This window comes from Ohtaekwangia kribbensis, from assembly GCF_042676245.1.
GTDB lineage: Bacteria > Bacteroidota > Bacteroidia > Cytophagales > Cyclobacteriaceae > Ohtaekwangia > Ohtaekwangia kribbensis.
This window is the reverse complement of sequence record NZ_JBHTKA010000007.1, coordinates 1-19,693: the sequence shown is the minus strand read 5'-3', so window position 1 is coordinate 19,693 and position 19,693 is coordinate 1. Positions and strand designations below refer to the sequence as shown.

General features: G+C 44.2%; 17 protein-coding genes. 4 read left to right on the top strand and 13 right to left on the bottom strand.

Annotation, left to right across the window (positions count from 1 at the left end; genetic code table 11):
* Positions 1-21 precede the first annotated feature (21 nt).
* The 5 genes from ACFQ21_RS15380 to ACFQ21_RS15360 form a co-directional block, all read right to left on the bottom strand.
* Positions 22-831, bottom strand: coding sequence for an ABC transporter ATP-binding protein (locus tag ACFQ21_RS15380; RefSeq protein ID WP_377580161.1), 810 nt, complete (start codon positions 829-831; stop codon positions 22-24).
* Positions 832-871: 40 nt separating this feature from the next.
* Positions 872-1,729, bottom strand: coding sequence for a nitrate ABC transporter permease (ntrB, locus tag ACFQ21_RS15375; RefSeq protein WP_377580160.1), 858 nt, complete (start codon positions 1,727-1,729; stop codon positions 872-874).
* A gap of 71 nt (positions 1,730-1,800) precedes the next feature.
* A complete protein-coding gene (locus ACFQ21_RS15370; RefSeq protein ID WP_377580159.1) occupies positions 1,801-3,036 on the bottom strand; it encodes a CmpA/NrtA family ABC transporter substrate-binding protein in 1,236 nt (411 codons plus the stop codon).
* Positions 3,037-3,050: 14 nt separating this feature from the next.
* The gene (locus ACFQ21_RS15365; RefSeq protein WP_377580158.1) at positions 3,051-4,430 is read right to left on the bottom strand and encodes an alginate export family protein; all 1,380 of its coding nucleotides are present in this window, start codon (positions 4,428-4,430) and stop codon (positions 3,051-3,053) included.
* A 163-nt stretch (positions 4,431-4,593) separates the two neighbouring features.
* Entirely contained in the window at positions 4,594-5,931 is a 1,338-nt protein-coding gene (locus tag ACFQ21_RS15360) for an MFS transporter (RefSeq protein WP_377580157.1), read from the bottom strand.
* A gap of 306 nt (positions 5,932-6,237) precedes the next feature.
* Here ACFQ21_RS15360 and ACFQ21_RS15355 point away from each other — a divergent pair, with 306 nt between their 5' ends.
* Together ACFQ21_RS15355 and ACFQ21_RS15350 are read left to right on the top strand one after the other, a co-directional pair.
* On the top strand, positions 6,238-8,595 hold the full coding sequence (locus ACFQ21_RS15355; RefSeq protein ID WP_377580156.1) for a TonB-dependent receptor: 2,358 nt from the start codon (positions 6,238-6,240) through the stop codon (positions 8,593-8,595).
* A gap of 183 nt (positions 8,596-8,778) precedes the next feature.
* Entirely contained in the window at positions 8,779-9,009 is a 231-nt protein-coding gene (locus ACFQ21_RS15350; protein WP_377580155.1) for a DUF3820 family protein, read from the top strand.
* 88 nt (positions 9,010-9,097) lie between these two features.
* On the opposite strand, the gene ACFQ21_RS15345 is transcribed toward ACFQ21_RS15350, so the two are convergent.
* From ACFQ21_RS15345 to ACFQ21_RS15335, 3 genes are read right to left on the bottom strand one after another with little or no spacing between them, the layout of a single operon-like run.
* Positions 9,098-10,339 (bottom strand): MFS transporter, encoded by a 1,242-nt coding sequence (locus ACFQ21_RS15345; RefSeq protein ID WP_377580154.1) that lies wholly within the window; start codon positions 10,337-10,339, stop codon positions 9,098-9,100.
* 41 nt (positions 10,340-10,380) lie between these two features.
* Complete coding sequence (locus tag ACFQ21_RS15340; RefSeq protein ID WP_377580153.1) at positions 10,381-10,608, bottom strand: hypothetical protein; 228 nt, start codon at positions 10,606-10,608, stop codon at positions 10,381-10,383.
* A gap of 29 nt (positions 10,609-10,637) precedes the next feature.
* Positions 10,638-11,237 carry a TetR/AcrR family transcriptional regulator gene (locus ACFQ21_RS15335; protein ID WP_377580152.1) on the bottom strand — a complete coding sequence of 200 codons (600 nt, stop codon included), beginning with the start codon at positions 11,235-11,237 and terminating at the stop codon, positions 10,638-10,640.
* Between the two features lie 171 nt (positions 11,238-11,408).
* On the opposite strand from ACFQ21_RS15335, the gene ACFQ21_RS15330 reads away from it, so the two are divergent.
* Positions 11,409-12,185 carry an NIPSNAP family protein gene (locus tag ACFQ21_RS15330; RefSeq protein ID WP_377580151.1) on the top strand — a complete coding sequence of 259 codons (777 nt, stop codon included), beginning with the start codon at positions 11,409-11,411 and terminating at the stop codon, positions 12,183-12,185.
* Between the two features lie 104 nt (positions 12,186-12,289).
* On the opposite strand, the gene ACFQ21_RS15325 is transcribed toward ACFQ21_RS15330, so the two are convergent.
* The 5 genes from ACFQ21_RS15325 to nirB all read right to left on the bottom strand — a co-directional run bounded on the left by ACFQ21_RS15325 (position 12,290) and on the right by nirB (position 18,523).
* Complete coding sequence (locus ACFQ21_RS15325) at positions 12,290-12,718, bottom strand: PRC-barrel domain-containing protein (RefSeq protein WP_377580150.1); 429 nt, start codon at positions 12,716-12,718, stop codon at positions 12,290-12,292.
* A 167-nt stretch (positions 12,719-12,885) separates the two neighbouring features.
* Positions 12,886-13,554, bottom strand: coding sequence for a response regulator transcription factor (locus ACFQ21_RS15320; protein WP_377580149.1), 669 nt, complete (start codon positions 13,552-13,554; stop codon positions 12,886-12,888).
* 5 nt (positions 13,555-13,559) lie between these two features.
* Positions 13,560-15,413, bottom strand: a complete 1,854-nt coding sequence (locus ACFQ21_RS15315; RefSeq protein ID WP_377580148.1) for a sensor histidine kinase — start codon at positions 15,411-15,413, stop codon at positions 13,560-13,562.
* Positions 15,414-15,576: 163 nt separating this feature from the next.
* Positions 15,577-15,960 carry a nitrite reductase small subunit NirD gene (gene nirD, locus ACFQ21_RS15310; protein ID WP_377580147.1) on the bottom strand — a complete coding sequence of 128 codons (384 nt, stop codon included), beginning with the start codon at positions 15,958-15,960 and terminating at the stop codon, positions 15,577-15,579.
* Positions 15,961-16,027: 67 nt separating this feature from the next.
* Complete coding sequence (gene nirB / locus ACFQ21_RS15305) at positions 16,028-18,523, bottom strand: nitrite reductase large subunit NirB (protein ID WP_377580146.1); 2,496 nt, start codon at positions 18,521-18,523, stop codon at positions 16,028-16,030.
* 115 nt (positions 18,524-18,638) lie between these two features.
* Between nirB and cobA the strand changes: the two genes are divergently transcribed.
* Positions 18,639-19,418 (top strand): uroporphyrinogen-III C-methyltransferase, encoded by a 780-nt coding sequence (gene cobA / locus ACFQ21_RS15300; protein WP_377580145.1) that lies wholly within the window; start codon positions 18,639-18,641, stop codon positions 19,416-19,418.
* The last annotated feature ends 275 nt before the right edge of the window (positions 19,419-19,693 follow it).

Below are 19,693 nucleotides of genomic sequence, written 5' to 3'. Positions count from 1 at the left end.
ATACGGAAGCTCTGCCGAGCATCAGGCTGCCTTCTCTTTGTAAAAATCCTTCTCGTCAATCTCCACCTTGTCCATCAGCAGGTTCAGAAGACGTTCGCGTATAATTTTATACTCCTCCAGGTTTACAATTTCTTTCTTGTTGCGTGGTCGCGGTAAATTCACTTCTTCAATCTCGCGAATCGTTGCGGCCGGTCCGTTGTTCATCACAACAATACGATCCGACAGAAATATAGCTTCCTCTATATCGTGCGTTACCATCACAATCGTTTTGCTTTGCTGTGTAAGGTTCCACATCTTGAGTAACTCAATGTGCAACGATCCTTTTGTGAGTGCATCGAGCGCACCAAAAGGTTCATCGAGTAACAATACACTCGGGTCGATAGCAAAGGCACGTGCTATAGCCGTACGCTGCTTCATACCACCGGAGATCTGCTTCGGATATTTTTCACGGTGCTCCCACAGGTTTACCATGCGCAGGTATTTAGCGACCAGTTCATGTTTCTCCGATGTAGGCTTGCCTGCCAACGCAGCATCTACTGCCTGGTATACATTTTCCTCAACGGTAAGCCATGGAAGCAAAGAGTAATTTTGAAATACGATGCCACGATCAGGTCCCGGTCCCTTTACTTCCGAGTTGTTCAGCAATACTTTTCCTTTGGTAGGGAACAGCATACCGCTGATGGCATTGAGGATTGTTGATTTACCACAACCGGAATGACCAATGATGGATACGATCTCTCCCTGCGCTATATCAAGGTTTATATCTTTCACCGCGGTGAATTTACCTCTCGGTGTGTTGAATGATATTTCTATATTTTGAATCGAAATCATGTTTTACATGTTTAAGTTGGCACGTGTGTACGTGTTTATGCTAGGATTCGTAGGTTACTTTCTTTTCGATCCAGGAGAATCCTTTGTCGAGGAGTAATCCTACTATACCAATGATGAGAATGGCGGAGATAACTTTTTCAAGACTCAACGCATTCCAGCTGTCCCATACGAAGAAACCTATACCGAGTCCTCCGGAGAGCATTTCGCCGGCTACAATTACCAGCCACGCTACACCTATACTTAACCGCAGCCCGGTAATGATATGCGGAAAGCTATAGGGCAATAACACTTTTGTGAGATATTTCCAGGTAGAAAATCCAAATGCTTTCGCTACATTTTTGTGATCCTGTGGTATAGATGCAACACCGAAGGCCGTGTTGATCAACGTTGGCCAAAGCGATGTAATGAAAATGATGAAAATGGTTGCTATACCGGCTGATTCAAATACAACCAGTCCTATCGGGAACCATGCTAATGGAGATACAGGCTTTAATACTTGTATGATGGGGTAAAACATTTTCTTGCAAAAGCTGCTGGCACCGATCAACAGTCCCATCGGTATAGCAAACACAGCACCCAGCGTAAAACCGGTAAATACACGTACGATGGAGCTTGCCAACTGAAGGCCTATACCTTTGTCATTCGGACCGTAATCATAGAATGGATCTTTGATCATCTCCCACAATACAGCAAATGTAGCTACCGGTGTGGGCAGTGCATTATCGGTAAGTATACTTACGCCATACCAGATGCCTATCAATACGCCAAAGCCGAGTATATTAAATAACAGGCCGGTCAATATATTCAGTACCCTTGACAGCGCTACATTTCCCATTTCATTATTTCCACTGAGCAGGTCGCGGGTTGATGACAATGTTAGTGCGATTGTTCTTCTCATGTTTAAATATTTTTGATATATAATTGTGAGCGTTGTGCTCTCCTTCCGGATTGCACAACGCTTCTTATAAATTATTTTTTAGCCAGTTTCAAATATTCGTCCGGCTTGTTTGGATCGAACGTTACCTTGTCCAGTGCAAGCACAAAAGGCTTCATATCGTCCGCGGGTACTTTTATACCCATACTTTTTGCTACCTCCAGGTAGAGATCCTGCATAATCAGTTTATCTGCTATTACTTTATAGTCTGGAGCTACCTGCAAATAATCAAAACGAACAAACTGCGTCATAAACCATATAGCATGCCCCTTGCGTGGCAAATTGGTTTCACCACTGCGGTGGAACTGCATATAGTCATCAGTATATATCTGCGTACCGAGGTCGCAACCCAGGTTATAGTCACCCATCAAACGTGCTTCAATCACATCAGCCGGTGCATTTACATATTGAGGTTTACCAATGATTGCTGCTGCCTTCTTACGATTCGCGCGGTTGTCAAGCCACTTGCAGGCTTCGAGTACAGCTTTCATTACGTTCTTGAGATCTTCTCTTCTCGCTTCGCTGAATTTTTTATTCACCACCAATGCTTTTTCAGGATGATGCTTCCAGATGTCCTGTGTAGAAATTTCAGTGAAGCCTATATTTTGTTTCACGGCTAAACCATTCCACGGCTCCCCTACACAATAACCATCCATGTTACCAACTTTCATATTGGCAACCATCTGAGGTGGTGGTATCGTTATGATCTTGGAAGTACGTTGGCTTACTCCGGCTGCTGCCAGCCAGTAACGCAACCATATATCGTGCGTGCCTCCGGGAAATGTCATCGCGAATGTTACTTCTTTATCGGCTTTGAGTTTTGCAGCTACTACAGGGGCTACTTTATTGGTTTGCTTGAAACCTACCTTGCCACAAAAGTCTTTTGACAAAGTGATAGCCTGTCCGTTGTTGTTCAGCACCATCGCGATCTTCATCTCCGAACCTTCTTTACCGCCTACACCGGTATATACCGAGAAGGGCATGCTGAAGAGACAGTGTGCTCCATCGAGTTCGCCTGTCAGTATTTTATCACGCACGTTTGCCCACGATGCTTCTTTGGACACTTCTACTTTAACACCATATTTTTCAAACAAACCGAGTTCTTTTGCCATTACGAGAGGCGCGCAGTCTGTTAAGGGAATGAATCCAAGTCGTATCACTTCCTGGCTTCCCGTACCCTCTCCGTTGGTTACGGGCATAGCCGAGGTAAGCATCAGCAGGGCGATGGGAAGAAGCAGCAGGGTATATATTCTTTTTATATAAGTTTTCATGGTGATTCAGCGCTTTAGTTTTTGAAAGTAAATTCAGGTTTGATGGAGATCATCAGGTATGCCCAGTCTGAAAAGTCTGCGGCACGGTTAACGTTCTTTACTTTGGCAGATGCCATGGTTGAAGTAGAGAACATGGTTGAATAACCACCTTCGATTGTCACCGTCTTCGTCATAGCATAGTTAAATACAAAGTCGATTTCGGTACCTAAACTTTTCTTCATGGTAGAGCCATCGTTCGCTATTACCGCAGTCGGTAACACAAAGCGATGTCCATCGAGGAAAAGGGTGAAGTTGTCTTTCAGTTTATACTTCGCTTTCAGATAGTAGTCCACAAGTCCGTTAGCGCCAAAGCCATCGGCCACGTAGAAGTAATCCATATAGCCCCAGAACTTGTGCGGCGTTCCATAGAGCGGATCGAAGCGCTGAAATCTTTTTGTAGGATCAGAACCGTTGTTACCGGAAGTTATGTCAACACCCGGACCAACGCTTAGTTTTCTGCCCACAGCATATTGTGTTGATGCAGAGATCAGGTATTCACTCAGTGAAGTGCCTTCGCGATACTTCCCGCCCTGGTAGAATGCACTGACCGCAAAACCTAATTTCCGCTTTGCTGTACCGAACAGGTTCGCCCCCATTGTATAGCGGCTCCATACGCCACGATCATATATAGGCGTTGTTTTGTTTACATCCGCTGCGGCATAGTGAAATTTACTGAAGTCATCTTTAAAAAAAAGAACGGATGAATTGCCAAAGAAATGTTTCCGGCCGAGGTATAAGAACTGCATGGATTTATACATGGCTCCCATACCGTTGGTACTGGCTGTGTAGCCGGTAGGCACTCCGTTGTATATAGTATTTGATTTGCGCTCCGCATTCTGATTGTAAGCAGCACCGAGATGTGCTGTCCAACCGTTGTGTTCAAATTTTAAAAGCGCAGCATCGTGTCTTCTTGCCTGCTGCAGCCAGTCCAGGTTTCCAAGTAATCGTACATCATCATATACCAATTCCTGGCGACCTATCTTCAATGAAAAATTCTTGATTACTTTACCGGTGTCTACGAGGCTGATCTCAGCCCATGCTTCGTGCAGCATAAACCCATCATTCGCATCGGTTGTTACACGGTTGATGGAAGAAGCATCTTGTCCCCACACGCGTACATCTTGCACAGATGCATATAATTTAAAGCGATAGCCTGAATAACCGAAGTTGAGGCGCGTACGTTGCGATGTAAATAAAGCACGCGCGGTATCTTTCACCTGCAGTGTACCCTGACCGTTGCGAAGCTCTGTACGCGTGCGCAATTGTCCTGATACTGTAAATTGCGCAAACGCCTGCTGCAGGCCCGGCAGGCAAAAAAGCACAACTAAAATTGGTAAGTAATTTTTCTTATACATAAATTTGAAGGTTTAGTTTCGACTAAATACTAGTCCCCTGGAAGAATGTCGCAGTTCATAAAGGGGACTTCTCTTTTTTATGCAAGCACTACCTGGTAGTGCCTACAGGGTTGATGGTTTATATCTTTATATACTCTTCGCTATATATATACTGGGTTGTGAGTTAGGCAGCTTTTAATTCAGGCTCAGCAAGTGTTTCAACCTGGTTGACCTCTTCATGTTTCTTCATGGCACCAAGTACAAGTGATAACACGGATACAACCGTAACCGCTATCCCAATGGTGAACAAACTATCGCGATAGGACACATCGTTGGATGTAAACAGAAACCCTGCAAGCACAGCGCCTACATTTCCTCCGGCTCCAACAATTCCAGACACCGCTCCTATAGCTTTCTTATTTATGAAAGGAACAACGGAGTACGTTGCTCCATTTGACATCTTGAGGAACAATGCAAACAACAACATGGTAGCAATCGCCCACGGCAGTACATCCATCGTGGAGAAGATCATAATGCCTATACCTTCGAACAGCAGAAATATACCAAGCACGATGATGCGTCCTTTGAGACCAAACTTTTTACCGGCCTTATCACCAAATATACCTCCGAGTGCGCGGGCAAAGATGTTCATCATACCAAATGTACCGGCAATGATTCCGGCTTCTCTTAAACCAAGATTGAAATTATCGACAAAATATAGTGTTGCTATATTATCAATGGTGATCTCTATACCGAAGCATGCACCGTAAGCAAGAAATAAAATCCATACGCGGTAATCGCTGAGAGCTTTCAGGAAGCTTCCTTTCTCATCGCCTTTCTTTGCTTTGAAATGTGCATCTTTTTTACGGAGATCCGATAAATTGCCTTCGGGTGTATCCTGTGTGCAGAAATAATATACAAAGCCCATAATGAACAATCCTATACCGGGTACCATCATGCTATACCGCCATGCTATTTCGCTGGTATAGCCTACACCCACAAATGCTGCGAGCACCAAAGGCATCACCATCAGCGTAACACCTCCGCCCATGTTACCCCAGCCGGCTACTGTTGCATTCGCAGTACCCACTACGTTGGGTGCGAACATAACCGAAGTATGATATTGTGTAATAACAAAAGAAGCTCCGATCACACCAATGGCAAGACGGAACAAGAGAAACGATTCGTAACTGTTGCTCAAACCAATGAGCATTACCGGCACCGAGCCAACAAATAATAATATAGTATAGCAAATACGCGGACCGATCTTATCGCACAACCATCCGAACACGAGGCGCGCGAAAATGGTAATGGACACAGAGGCTATAATAATGTTACCTACCTGTGCCTGTGTAAGTCCGAGATCTTTGCGTACCACCGGCATGAGCGGTGCAATACCAAACCAGCCGAAAAAACAGAGGAAGAACGTGATCCACGTAATATGGAATGCACGCATGGAGGGCGATTTAAAATCAAGAAGGTTGATTTTGGTGGCTTTAGCCGCGGGTAAGTTCTGATCCATTTTTTACGTATTATTTACGTACTAAACTTACGTAAATGGCTTCACATATTACGTATTAATACGTAAAAATATTCAGAAAAGGATTGATATACGTAAAAAATCGTTTGCAAAATAATGCCTACGTACGACTTTTTTACGTGCCTGACTAACATTGATTAGCAACTTATGCAGATCGGGAGGCAAAGAGACGTGATTTACCACTCGTGACGAACAGAAATGTGCTTCTGTGAAATAGGGTTTGATCTTAGTTTTTTCCACAGTAGTATAGCAGCCCATTAAAAATTATCGCTACAACAACACTATCGAATGAAAAGATTATTACTCACATTATCATCCATTATACTCTTATCGTGTGTGGCATTTGCGCAGGGAGAGATATCTGGAAAAATTACCAACGGTGACGCACAGCCGTTGCAAGGCGTTACGGTACATCTGCTCAACACAAATTATGGCGCTGTTACGGATGCATCTGGAGCCTTTACGATTATCAATGTTCCTTCCGGAGAATATACTCTATTTGTTTCTGCCGTAGGATATGCCAGCATACAACAACCGGTAACTTCCGGTGCATCGGCATTGTCCATTACACTTACTGAATCGGTGACGCAACTTGACGATGTTGTGGTAACGGCACAGAAAACAGAAGAACCTCTGCAACGTATACCGTTCAGCATCAGCGCACTTTCTGCACGCAAGGTAAATGAGTATCGCCTGTGGAACGTGAAAGACATTACTGCCATAGCTCCGAATGTATTTTCATCAAATCCCGGAGATAACCGAAATGTTACTTCGATCCGCGGCATTACGTCAACCTCATACGATCCGGCAGTTGCTACGTATATAGATGGTGTTAACCAATTCAGTTTGGACACCTATATCGCACAGCTCTTCGATGTTGAACGCATCGAAATACTGCGCGGTCCGCAGGGAACATTGTATGGACGCAACGCTATGGCTGGTGTAATCAACATTATTACCAAAGAGCCGGGCAATACTACGCGCGGTTTTGTTGAAGCCAACATCGGTAACTATGGCCAGCAGCGTTATGGCTTCGGCGTTCGCACGCCACTGGTTGCCAACAAACTTTTCCTGGGTGTAGCCGGCATGTATGATGCCAACTCCGGTTTCTACAAAAATGATTTCAACAATTCTGACTTCGACAAGAAGTATAACATTACCGGTAACTATTACCTGAAGTATCTCGCTACTTCGAAACTGGCAGTAACGCTGAATGTAAAGCACAGTATAAATCGTAACGATGGTGCCTTTCCTTTGGCAGGCTCAGTAGAAGGTGCGTTGAGTGAACCTTTCAAAGTAAATCAGAACGCTACTACTACGTTGGTTGACAATGTATTCAACAGCTCTTTAAATATTAACTATGCAGGCGATGTGGTGAACTTCTCTTCACTCACTACATATCAGTCTAACGATCGCATTTACGATGATCCGATCGATGGCGATTTCTCTCCTATCGATGGCATCACCATTATTAATGATTACGGCAAAGACTGGAACAACGTAAAAGTATTTACGCAAGAGTTTAAAGTATCATCGCCAGCGGCAAGTACTTCTCCGTTGAAGTGGACAGCCGGAGCTTATTTGTTCCACCAGGACAATCCTGTGAAGCAGGCAACACATTTTGGCGAAGACGCTGCCTATATCGATGAAAATGCGATGCCTTTCTCCGCGATACTCAACACATCAGACGGTAGCAGCAAGGGTATAGCTTTCTACGGACAGGCAACCTATGCATTCTCTGATAAACTTGACCTGACCGCCGGCGTGCGCTATGATTATGAAAAGAAGAAGCAAAATGTACACGGAGAATTTTTGATCGATGGCATGAACGAGCCTGTATTTGAGACACAACCTGATACAGCGGCATCAACATCGTTCAGTGCTTTCTCTCCGAAACTCAGTCTTGCGTTTCATCCTACACCGAATCACACTATATATATTACAAGTAGTCGCGGATTCCGTGCGGGAGGTTTAACACAGCTGTCATCCGATCCATCGCAGGCTCCGCTATATGCCTATAAACCGGAATATAGCACCAACGCAGAACTTGGTTTCAAAAATTCATTCCTGAATGATCGCCTGCAGGTAAATGTTGCTGCCTACTATATTAAAGTTACCGATGCGCAAGTACCGACACTCATTCTCCCGGATGCCATTACGGTAACACGCAATGCTGGTGAACTCAGCAGCATTGGCGCAGAACTGGAAGTTTCAGCAACACTGGTAAAAGGACTTCAACTTGATTACGCTGCCGGTATCAACAAAGCAACGTATGATGACCTGGTACTTCCACAAAATGGTGAACAGGTAAATTTCGATGGCAACCGCCAGATCTATACACCACAGCACACTTCGATGCTTGCCGCACAGTATAGCTATACTTTGAAATCATCCGGCATTACCCTGATAGCACGTGGAGAATGGATGAATCTTGGCAAACAATACTTTGATCTTGCCAACAACATCAAACAATCCGGATATAGTATATTTAACGCACGTGCCGGTGCAGCGTTCCGTAACTTTGAACTTATGTTCTGGGGACGCAACCTGAGTGACGAAACCTACATCTCCTATGCGTACGACTTTGGTGCAACTCACCTTGGCAACCCGCGCAATTACGGTGCTACGTTTAGGTGGAACTTTTAATTAGCTGCGAGCCGCGAGCTTTGAGCTGCGAGATTAAAAAAGTTGCAAGCTGCCGGCTTCTGGCTACAGGTTGTTTTTCTGATGGTAATGTGATGCCAGTAAGTAGTGAACGATTCATTACTGAAGACTTTCAGTAACCAGCAGCCTTTCCTCGCAGCTCGCAACTCATAACTATTTCAAACTATGGAAGCAGAAAATGCAGTGCCCGATCCGGATATACTTCGGGGGATTGTTTCGATGAGAATGCCTTTTGGCAAGTATAAGGGTACGGTGCTTTGTGATCTGCCGGTATCTTACCTGGAGTGGTTTGCGCGTGAAGGGTTTCCGCCTGGTAAATTGGGCATGATGCTCGCAACGCTTTTTGAGATCAAGACGAACGGGCTTATGTACCTGTTGGATCCGCTCCGAAAGTAAATTTGATAATTGATTATACAATAAAGGTATATATGCGATCATATATACCTTTATTGTTTTAGTGTTCTATAGCATTATTCTATACCCGTCAGGCTGCAGCCTTTTGAAAATTCTGTTGTGATTTCCGTGCTACATACAGGTGAATGGAATACAGCATGGCTGCTGTTATTAAGCTGGTACCTACAACGGTATAACCTAGTATATTGTAGTTTTCAAGTTTACCGGATGAAGTTTGTATAACGATCAATCCTGCTATAAATGTTGCGATACCACCCGATATCTGTTGAACAGACGAATTTATACCCATAAATGCTCCCCGGTCGGCTGGTTCCGGTACGGCTGTCATTAATGCTGACGATGATATGATACGGGATGACACGGCCATGAACATGATTATGCTGACGATGATAACGGCCCACAGTGGCGTGACACCTAAATTAGAATATATCACCACTATTACACAGCTTACCAGTGTTCCCCAAACGAACACGGTATACTTACCTACAGAATCACTCAATTTACCAATGAGCGGTCCGCTGGCCATGGAAAATATACCGGTAAACATATAGAGCATCGGAAGTTTATCAACGGATATACCGAGATTGTTTACACTAAATGCACTCGCAAAAGGCATGAGCATAAATCCACCCGTTGCCAGCAATGTTGTGGCAGCAAATGCACGCAGGTAATTCCGGTTTGATACTACTTTGCCAAGGTGTGTAAATGCATTGCCGCGGGCCTGCGTAAACAGGTGAGCATTCACAGGCTTCATATATAGTACAATGAATATACCGGTAACAACGCTTACGCCTACAATGAGCATGAACGGTGAATGCCATCCCCAGAGATTCGCCAGGTATAATCCTAACGGAAGGCCCAATACCTGACTGCTGGCAAACGACATTTGTATAAAGCCCATCACGCGTCCGCGTACTTCCATGCGGAAGAGGTCGGTAATGATCGCGTAACTGATGGAGCTGATCACACCACCAAATATACCAGTCACTACTCGCGCTGCAAGCAGGAAATTATAGTCGGGCGCTATACCGCATAAAAATGTTCCGAATACAAAACCAACATAAAAGAACAATAGTAATTTTTTCCGATCGAACTTATCGGCAAAGCCGGCCGCCAACAGTCCGGATATACCGGCACTGAATGCATAAGCCGAAACTACCATGCCGAATTGTGCCGGAGTAATTTTCAAGGTAGGCATCAGTATGGCGCCTAGCGGAGAGAGCACCATAAAATCAAGAACAATGGTGAATTGCAGGATCGTGAGGATCACAATCACAAATACATCATATTTGGAAAATATCTTTTTATCCATGCTTCGTTTTTAAGAGAGTGAAACTAAATGACCAACTGAAATCAGTCCGGTAACTCCTCACACCGATAGCCTGTCCGTTGTACGAGCGCGATCATCTCCCAGGCTGGGAGTTGATATGCTTCTACGCGCAACACACGATCTACATCACCACAATCAACGCTCCATTTGGTAACGCGGGGTTCCAGTAACATGGCCACTGCGATATCAGGTATATCCTGCTCGCGGATGTTGGTTTTGAAGATGAGTATATCGGTCAGTAAGTTTTGCATGGGGTTGGGGTTATTGGTAATACAAAACGCTACGTGGGTCTGAGTGCTTTTAACACGAGCTTCAAAGTCATATTCATGGTCTTCTCATCGAGCACGAACTTCTCTGGTCCGCTATGCATGCCTCTGCCAGTAATATGCATCTTTACCAGTTGATATAGTGGAGCAAAAGCCATTGACCAATACACTTCAATCGGCAGCTTCACCAACTCTTTCCGTTTGATCGCATTATGAGCAAACTTCCTCATCATGTCCAGGAAATTATTATCCAGCCTGGTGAGAGAGACGTGGTGATAGGGAGAATATTTTATCTGCTCCATAAATTGCATACTCAATGGATTCTCGATCAGGTATCGTGCACGGTTCATCCACTGCACTCTCAATCCCTCTTCGAACGAAGCTTCCGGATCGAAGTTATACAGTATAGCATCGCTCATGTTCTTCATCTGAGTTTCCCACAGTTTCATGATAAGATCATCGCGATCTTTGAAATAGATATAGAGTGTACCTGGCGATACGTTGGCTGCCTTCGCCAGTTTTTGCATACTAAAGCCATCAAAGCCTTGCTCTACGATCATCTCGAGCGCTTTTTCACGAATCGTGAGTTCTTTCTGTTCGTCCCGGGTTCTCATTTCAGTGCGGCAAATATAAATGAATGAACATTCATTTATAAAATATGCCATATTATTTTTTTATGAAACTGGAAATCCACTTGTATTTACATCAACCCGCTACCTTTCATCACAAGTCGTGTTCCGTACGTTCCAACATTTTATATCTTCACTTTCCACAACCAAAAAAATATGAAGATTCTCAACTGGATGTTCCTCGTGATGGTAACGGCTACCATCAGCCTTGCCGCACCCCCCAAGCGTGCTTATTATGAAATCAAGATCTATGAGTTTACCTCGCCCGATCAGGAGAAGCTGATTGATGATTATCTTAAGAATGCCTATATACCGGCACTGCACCGGGCAGGTATAAATAAAGTAGGTGTATTCAAACCGGTAGAAAAAGATACGGCGTACTATGGAAAACGTATTTATGTATTAACTCCGTTTACTTCACTCGACCAGTTTGCATCGCTGCACGATGTATTGCAAAAAGACAAACAGTACCTGGCTGCCGGTAAAAATTATGTTGATGCTCCCTATAGCGCGCCTCCGTTTACCCGACTGCAATCTATTGTATTGAAAGCCTTCAGCTATATGCCACAACCGGAAGTGCCTGCACTGAAAGGACCACGCAACGAACGTATATATGAATTAAGAAGCTACGAAGGACACACCGAGAAAATATACCACAACAAAGTACAGATGTTTAACGAGGGTGGCGAGGTAACACTTTTCAAACGCCTTGGTTTTAATGCTGTGTTCTATGGAGAAGTGCTGTCCGGAGGTCGCATGCCCAACCTGATGTACATGACATCTTTCGAAAACCAGGCATCGCGCGATGAACATTGGAAGGCTTTCAGTAATGATCCGGAATGGAAAAAACTTTCTTCGATGCAAGAGTATCAGAACAATGTTTCGAAGATCAATATATACTTTATGTTTCCAACTGAGTATTCCGATATATAGGTTGGAAGATTAAGAAGATTGGAAGATCTATAAAAACAAAAAGATTATAAAATTAAAAAGGACACTTTTTTACGGTGTCCTTTTTTAATGCGACCACAATTCGTTTAATAATTTGAATTTGGATACGGTGTACCCCAATATGTATTCACATCATTAAAGTAAGAGTGATCGTTGGTATCCGGCCAGTGAGTTTTATCAAAGCCCGGAATTGTTTTCAGGTAATCCTTATCGCGGTTGAGAATAAACAATTCGCGATCGGGATCCAGGCGTAGTTCTGCAAATGGAATTGCGTATAGTTTACCGCCTATTCCCAAGAACGAGCCGAAGTCTATTACAGCATATTCAATATGGCCGCTGTGCAGGTTCACCATCAGGTTATCGATCTTTCCAAGATTTTCACCTATAGGATTTTCAACACGGTCGCCAATGATTGATGTTGCTGTTAATCTGCGTACGGGTATATTCGCATCAGGACCTTCGTGATTAAGACCTGTACGATTATCTACTTCATAATTCTTTTCCAGGATAGCCATAGTACCTCCTTTTTGTTTACGTGAGACATATGTTTTCGCCGGTAAGAAATTAAATAACTATGCCGGTGGCGATGCGCCTGTACAATGGAAATAAGCAGTGAAGATGAATGACAACGTGCTGAGTATTTTTTTACTCAGCGTGTAATTTTCACCAACGTGAAGTTTGTTTATACAAGGTTCTCCTTAACAGCCTTGTTTACCATATCGATCGCGTTGTTGACGCCTAACTTTTTCATGATGTTGAAACGATGTGTCTCAATAGTACGAACACTTTTACCGGATGCTTCCGCGATCTGTTTATTCTGTTTCCCATCAACAATCATTTGAAGAATTTCTTTCTCTTTGCGTGTAAGACTATAGCTGTCTTCTGCTGGTTCCGGCACGGCAGGCTTACTTGTTGTGAACGGCTTGGTATTGAGCAGACGGTTGGCCAACACGTTGGATACAGCACCACTGAAATATTTGTTGCCGTTATATATCTGCTTCAGTGCTTTGATAAATTCATTACGGTCTGTGTCCTTTAGCAAATAGCCATACGCACCGGCATCGAGTGCCTGCAGTACATATTCTTCGGAGTCGTGCATGGATAAAATTACCGCGCGGGTGTCAGGTGAATATGCGCCAAGTTTAGCAGCGGCTTCGAGACCGTTCATCTCGGGCATGCGTATATCGAGTACGAGTATATCCGGGTGTAATCTGCGAGCGGTCTCAAGCGCCTCAACTCCGTTATTGGCTTCGCCTATAACATCTATATCGGCATCTGACTCAAGCATCGCTTTTATACCGTTGCGTACCAATACATGATCGTCTGCCAGCACTATATTGATCTTGTTCATACTGTTTATGCTACTGTTAACAATGTTTTTACCGGAACGCGTAATACTACGGCAGTTCCTGATCCGGGCGTTGAACGTATATCGAGCAATCCGTTTATATACTCCGTACGCTCGTACATATTAAAGAATCCTCCGCCCGACTCTATATTTACACTTCGCGCCTCTACGAGTTTTTCATCGAAGCCTTTGCCATTATCGCTTACCGTTATTAACAAATCGGCTTCTGTCATTTCCAGTTTTACTTCTATGCGCGATGCCTCCGAATATTTTATAGCGTTGTTGATCGCTTCCTGTATAATTCTGAAAATGTTATTCTCCACTTTTTGCGGCAGGCGGAAAGCACTGTCACCTTCCATAGTATATACCAACTCTATATCGGTTAACTTCCCAATCTCACGAATGAAAACGTTCAGTGCAGCTGGTAGTCCGTAGTCGCCCAACACCGTTGGTTTGAGGTTGAACGTCACTCTGCGTACTTCTTTTATTACCTGCTTGATGAGTTGTTGTATCTCGGATAATTTATGTTGTGCTACACTTTCATCATGCTTCAGATCGATGGACTCAATCTGGAATTTCAATGACGTAAGCATTTGTCCTATACCATCGTGTATATCCATGGCCAGGCGTTTGCGTTCTTCCTCCTGCCCTTCGAGAATAAGTACTGAACGGAATTTCTGCTGATTAATTTTCTTCTCGATCTCGGCTTTACTCTTGGCGCGTATATTTTTCTCTGCTTGCTTCTGCAATGTAATATCGGAACCCAGTACCAACCATTCTTCTACTTCCGTTTTTTCATTCAGTGCCGGCACGATCATAATGTCTGCCCAACGATCTTTTTCTTTACGATCCTGGTAATGAATTACACCCTGCCATGCATTGCCCTCTGAAAGCTGATCGATCACTTCTTCCATCCACTCATCATTCAGGTTTGATGCAGGGAAGAGATCTTTCAATGGAGACGATTTAAGAGATAGTTCTCTGCCACTCAGTTCGGTGAAGAGATCGGATATGAAAATTACATTTCCCCCTCGATCGGTCTTCGCATAGATCTTGGGGGTTTCGACCGGCACATTTACGTGCGATAATTCTTCGTACGATTTTTCAAGCGATGAATAGAGCGCACCAATCTCCTTCGAAAGTTTCTTGGCATTCTTCTCAGAAGCGATGAGTTGATTTACCGTTTTATTTACCTGCAACGCAGTTGGTCTGAATACAAACAGTATCTCGAGTATAATTACTACGATGGATATAATCAGCAGTGCATATTCCAACGTGCTCAGGCGACTGATCTTTTGTTTGGCTTCATGATCGTATTGAAACACGATCGCGTTCATGCCGTCCAGAAAAGCATGCTGATGTTCTAATATACCTTCGATAAAAGGTCCGAGTGTATCGTAGGAAGCGTCCGGATCTTTACTCAGTGTCTCAATGATGGCTGCAGCATTCGTGCGCATAGCCAAGTGGTGGTTGTTGATCTGATCGAACATGGCCGTTACCGCGGTGCTGTTATTGCCCGGCAGGCGGAGACTGTCATTTCCTTTTTGAAGACCGTTGTGTGAAATTGTCCAGAGCTGTAAAGCGCCTTTCATTTCGTTGAGTATCTCAATACGCTGACTGCTGTCTTGCACGGGCTTCAGTAACAAGGCGCACTTGGTAATACGCTGACTGATCATACGCTGACGACCGGCTACGTTAATTACGTGCGAGTCGCTAAGCTGATTGTCCAAATGATTCTGGATCAGGAATTGTCCGACAATCGATACGGTTGCTATTACGCTGAGCGCGAGGATATACCACATACCCAACTTGCTGAAGCGGTTGAATTTCAGTTTACTTTCAGAATTAAATTCCAGGGTCATTTACGTAGGAAATTTACGTAATAAATACGGTGAAATACTAATTATACTTTGGTGAGTTTGCACTCCTGGTTTTACAAAGATCTTTAAAAGGAAAAATGCCAGGCATGGCGACCTGACATTTACCTAACTAACCTAACTTGTGAATTGGAAGGAAAGATCTTTGTTATCGCGTAAAACCTATATGTACATATCCTTCTTCTACTTTTACAGGGAACACAGCAATGTTGCACTCTTCAGCATTGAGACATTCGCCTGACTTCAGTGAAAAAGTTTTCTTATGAAACGGACACGCTACTTTCGGTTCGCCATCTTTTGAACCGATCATACCGCGCGACAGTACCATCTGCATTTTATGCGGACATAAATTCTGACAGGCATACCACTCGTTTCTTCTTGTAAAGTTGAACACCGCGATCTGCATATCTTTATACTTAACACATGCTCCGCCATTCTCCGGAAAATCTTCCACGCGGGCTGCTTTAAACCATATTGAAACTTCTGCTTCGGCAGCAGGAGTAAATGTCTTTATCTCGTTGTGTAATTCCATAAATCGTTTTTTACAAAATATTCAGGGCGTCTGACTATATATATTTCTTCTGTCTACACAAACTATATTACTTGTTCCAGTCGATCGGAGCTTTTTGTCCACGCATGTCAACATACTGAATGGTGGCATCTTCTTCTTCCGAGTTGATAAAGTGCTTGAACTTGGCGCGAAGCTTCGGATCTTCCACAACCTTCTTCCACTCGCAGTGGTAGTTGGCGATCAACGCAGCCATGTCTCTTTCGAGTTCTTCTCCTATACCCAGTGAATCGTTCACCACTACATCGTAGAGATACTCAAGGCCACCTTCCATTTTGTTCAGCCAGGTTGCTGTGCGGGTAAGCGGATCAGCGGTGCGGATGTAGAACATGAGGAAGCGATCTATATACTTGATGCAGGTGTCGGTATCAACATCGGCTACGAGTAATTTAGCATGCTGAGGTCTTGCGCCTCCGTTACCACATACATACAGGTTCCATCCTTTTTCCGTAGCGATAATACCGAAGTCTTTTGACTGAGCTTCTGCACATTCGCGGATACATCCGGATACGGCACCTTTGAGTTTATGCGGAGCACGCAAGCCTTTATAGCGTTCTTCTACAAACACCGCGAATGAAACTGAATCCTGAACGCCATAACGACACCATGTAGAGCCTACACAACTTTTAATTGTGCGCAGCGATTTACCATACGCGTGCCCACTTTCAAATCCTTCGGCAATCAATTCTTCCCATATATCCGGGAGCTGATCAACCCTTGCTCCAAACATATCAATGCGTTGTCCACCGGTGATCTTGGTATATAGATTATACTTCTCCGCGATACGTCCTATAGCCGAAAGTTTTTGTGGCGTAATTTCTCCTCCGGCAATGCGCGGCACAACGGAGTAGGTACCGCCTCGTTGAATGTTTGCCAGGAAGCGATCGTTGGAATCCTGGATGGTATCTTCTTTCAGAATTACATCATTCCAGATACTCGCGAGCAACGATGCTACGGCAGGTTTACATACTTCACAACCATCCCCTGCGCCATGGGTATTCAAAAGCTGGTCGTAGCTTTTGATACCCTTCACTTTAATAATATCATACAACTCTTGTCTGGTGTAGTTGAAGTGTTCGCAGAGTGTTTTCTTTACCGTATGGCCAAGTGATTCCAGTGTAATTTTCAACAGGTCGTTTACCATCGGTGTACAACCACCGCATCCGGTACACGCCTTGGTAGATTTCTTAAGGTCGTCTATTGTTCGCGCACCGCAGGATGTTACCTGTTCTACAATAGCACCTTTGGTAATATTTTCGCATGAGCAGATCTGCGCTGTATCCGGTAAACCTTTTACACCGGCTGCTTCATCATTTGCTTTACCGCCTCCACCAACAATGAGTGTCTCCGGATTTTCAGGAAGCGGCATTTTATTCATCACCATCTGGTGAAGTATATTATACTGGCCTGCATCACCTATGAGTATACCACCGAGTAAATATTTACCGTCTTCTGAAATGTTGATTCGCTTATAGGTGCCTTTGTGTTTATTCTTGAATACGATCGGTATATGCGGTGTTGCATCGCAGAACGGATCACCGAAGCTTCCTACATCTACACCAATCAGTTTCAGTTTGGTAGACATATCAAAGCCGGTAAATGATTTGGATGAATCGCCTGTAACCTGACGTGCCACTATATCGGCCATATCATAGCCCGGAGCGACAAGTCCGTATACCATGTTGTTGTGGACAGCTGCTTCACCGATGGCAAATATACTTTCATCGGTGGTGCGCATATAGTCATCAACCACAATCCCTCCACGCGGATGAACATTTAGCAACGTTGCCTTTGCCAGCTCATCGCGCGGACGGATACCTGCTGAAATGACAAGCATTTCAATATCGAGTTTGGTATCATCAGCGAACAACAGTCCTTCCAACTTACCATTGCCTTCTATCTTTTTGGTACTTTTACCGGTATGTATAGTAATACCTAACTGCGATAATTTACCGGCCAGTATATCTGAACCTGCATCATCAATTTGTCTCGGCATCAGTCGTGGTGCAAATTCTACCACGTGTGTCTCAAGACCGAGATCAAGCAATGCTTTGGCGGCTTCGAGTCCTAATAAACCTCCGCCCATCACAGCACCACGCTTTACTTTTTTTGCATACTCGGTGATCTGTACGAGGTCTTCAATTGTACGATATACAAAAACACCATGACGTTCTACTCCTTCTATAGCCGGAACAAATGCGCTTGAACCTGTAGCCAGTACGAGGTAATCATATTTATCAGAGCGACCGGTATGTGTACGAATTGTCTTATCGATGCGATTGATCTCGGTAACAAGTTCACCGGTATGTAACACTATATTATTATCGGTATACCATTCGGCTGGTGCCATGAGCAGGTCTTCGGCTGTGGAGCCGGAGAAATAGCTACTCAGGTGAACACGGTCGTATGCAGGCCGTGGTTCTTCTCCGTATACTACAATGTCTACAGTGGTGGAACGGTTACGTAGTTTTTCGCAAAACTTGTATCCTACCATTCCATTTCCTACTACGATAATCCTCTTCTTCATTGCAATCGTTTTAAGTATTTCGAAGCCAAATTTTAAGTAATTATACGTAAATAAATTCAAGCAGCAAGTATATTTACGAATATTTTACGTATAATTACGTATAAATTTTAAGTACATGCGAGAGAACATGCAGAAAACCCCGACCGTTACGATGGTTGGCGCTGGCCCCGGAGACCCGGACCTGATCACCATGAAAGGGATTAAAGCTTTGCGGAATGCTGACGTGATTCTTTATGATGCACTGGTTTCTGCAGAATTACTGGAACTCGCCAAGCCAACGTGCAAACGTGTATATGTAGGAAAGCGAAAAGGTAAAAAGGAATTCTCGCAGGAAGAAATCAATCAACTTATTGTATTCTACGCAACACGCTATACTAATATAGTACGCTTAAAAGGTGGCGACTCGTATGTATTCGGACGCGGCCACGAAGAACTGGAGTATGCGATGAGACGCGGTGTGAACGTAGAAGTTATTCCCGGTGTGTCCAGCGCGTTGGCTGCCCCGGCTTCGTGTGGTATACCTTTAACAAAACGTGGCGTTAATGAAAGCTTCTGGGTTATTACCGGTATGCTCTCATCAGGCGAGATGTCAAAAGATATAGCGATTGCAGCACAGTCGTCTGCGACAGTGGTCATATTGATGGGAATGACACACCTTGAAAAGATAGTGCGTCTGTTTGAGCAGGAACGCTCTGCTTCCGAGCCAGTCGCAGTAATTCAATATGCTACTACACCGATGCAAAAAACTGTTAGAGGTACCGTTGCATCGATAGCCGCACTCGCACAAGAGCAACAGATCAGCTCACCAGCAGTAATTGTAATCGGAGCCGTAGTGAATGAGAGCTACCTGGTGGATAGTTTGAAAGTAGCGGTGAGCTGCGAGTCGCTGGATTAGAAGTAAGAAGTCAGGAGTAAGAAGAAAAAGAAGTGCTGCTGGCTTCTGGTTACTGGCTGCAGGAAGATTGCGTTGAGGTATAGATATACTTTACCCAAAAACGCCTAACAGACGGGAGCTGCCGTCAGCGTCTGACAACTTCTCGCAACTCCCAGCTCACGGCTCGCAGCTGTCAGTCCCTGAAATAGGTTGACCACAAAAGGTTAACTTATGACAAAGCGAATTACATTAGCGAACAGACGTCTTTTTAGCGAAGAATTTAAACAGACAGTCGT